Here is a 1,807-nt window from a genome sequence, read left to right as displayed (position 1 = left end):
CAAGGGACTTTGGCGGCCCGGCCTGCCGGTCACCGTCGAAGTCGTGGCGGAAGAAACACAGGTGCCGGTCGCCGTCGCGGCCGAGGCGATCCAGGACCTGCGCGACTGGAAGGTGGTATTCGGCCGTTACGACGATTCGCTCGAAGCCCGGCCGCTCGAACTGGGCCGCAGCGACGGCCGCCACGTCGAGGTCCTGAGCGGGCTCCGGGCGGGCGAACGCTATGCCGCGAAGAACAGTTTCGTCATCAAGGCGGAGCTCGGCAAAGCCGGCGCCAGCCACGATCACTGAGCCGGAGGCACAACGATGAAACAGATCACTGCAGTCATCCGTCAGCAGCGGCTCGAAGCCGTGGAAGCAGCGCTTCATGCGCTGCCGCACCTGCCGGGCTTCACGATTCTCAAGGCCACGGGGCACCCACGCGGACACGGTCAGGATCACCATTTCGTTGCCGACGAATGGAACCCGGACGCGCACGATGCGTTGGTGCTCCTGGTCCTGTGCACCGATGACGATGCGCCGGCCATCGTCGAAGCCGTGACCAAGGCGGCCCATACCGGCCAACCGGGCGACGGCATCGTAGGCGTCGCGGAGCTTGCCGCCGCGGTGCGTATTCGCACCGGCGAACGCGACGCCGCGGCACTTTGAGGGATAGCCCATGTTCGAACGCATCATCCGTTTCGCCATCGATCAGCGATGGCTCGTCCTGCTTGCCGTACTCGGCATGGTCGGGTTGGGTATCTACAATTACCAGCGCCTTCCCATCGATGCCGTGCCGGACATCACCAACGTCCAGGTGCAAATCAACACCGAAGCCCCCGGCTATTCGCCGCTGGAGGCCGAGCAGCGCGTCACCTTCCCGATCGAGACCGCGATGGCGGGGCTCCCGCTGCTGGAGGAGACGCGCTCGCTGTCGCGCTACGGCTTGTCGCAGGTCACCGTCGTGTTCAAGGACGGCACCGATATCTATTTCGCGCGCCAACTCGTCAACGAACGCATTCAGGAGGCGCGCAGCAAGCTGCCGCCGGGGCTCGCGCCAGGGCTAGGGCCGATCGCGACCGGCCTGGGTGAAATCTACATGTGGACGGTGGAAGCGGAGGACGGCGCCAGAAAACCGGATGGCACGGCCTACACGCCGATGGACCTGCGCGAGATTCAGGACTGGATCATCAAGCCGCAGTTGCGCACCGTGCCGGGCGTGACCGAGATCAACACCATCGGCGGCTACGCCAAGGAGTTTCAGGTCGCGCCGCTGCCTGACCGCCTGGTGTCCTTCGGCCTCGCCATCAGCGATGTTGTGACGGCGCTGGAGCGCAACAATGCCAATGTCGGCGCCGGCTACATCGAGCGCAGCGGCGAGCAGTACCTGATTCGCGCTCCCGGACAGGTGTCGAATATCGACGACATCGCCAACGTCATCGTCGGTCACGCGCGCGGCGTGCCGATCCGCATCCGCGACGTGGCCGAGGTCGGCCTGGGCAAGGAACTGCGCACCGGCGCCGCAACGGAAAACGGCCGGGAAGTGGTGCTGGGCACGGTGTTCATGCTTATCGGCGAAAACAGTCGGGACGTGTCGCGTGCGGTGGATCTGCGCCTGCAGGCGGTGAACAAGACGCTGCCCGCGGGCGTCGTGGCCAAGACCGTGTACGACCGCACGCTGCTCGTCGACAAGGCCATCGCGACGGTCAAGAAAAACCTGACCGAAGGCGCGCTGCTGGTCATCGCAATCCTGTTCCTGTTCCTCGGCAACATCCGCGCGGCGATCATCACCGCGCTGGTGATCCCTTTGGCGATGCTGTTCACCTTCAC

Annotated in this window: 2 protein-coding genes and 1 pseudogene; all 3 read left to right on the top strand. The window is 65.3% G+C overall.

All coding sequences use genetic code 11. The features are described from left to right. A pseudogene (locus GO615_RS27575) lies at window positions 1-289 on the top strand (efflux transporter periplasmic adaptor subunit); the annotation flags it as partial. Between the two features lie 15 nt (window positions 290-304). After that, a complete protein-coding gene (locus tag GO615_RS27570) occupies window positions 305-646 on the top strand; it encodes a P-II family nitrogen regulator (protein ID WP_169133040.1) in 342 nt (113 codons plus the stop codon). Window positions 647-656: 10 nt separating this feature from the next. Then, on the top strand, window positions 657-1,807 hold a 1,151-nt coding region (locus tag GO615_RS27565), incomplete at its 3' end, for an efflux RND transporter permease subunit (RefSeq protein ID WP_211167406.1).

Origin of the sequence: Aromatoleum evansii (assembly GCF_012910805.1) — a bacterium.
In the GTDB taxonomy this organism is placed as follows: Bacteria; Pseudomonadota; Gammaproteobacteria; order Burkholderiales; family Rhodocyclaceae; genus Aromatoleum; species Aromatoleum evansii.
The sequence above is the reverse complement of the archived record's forward strand: the minus strand, read 5'-3'. Positions and strand labels throughout refer to the sequence as shown.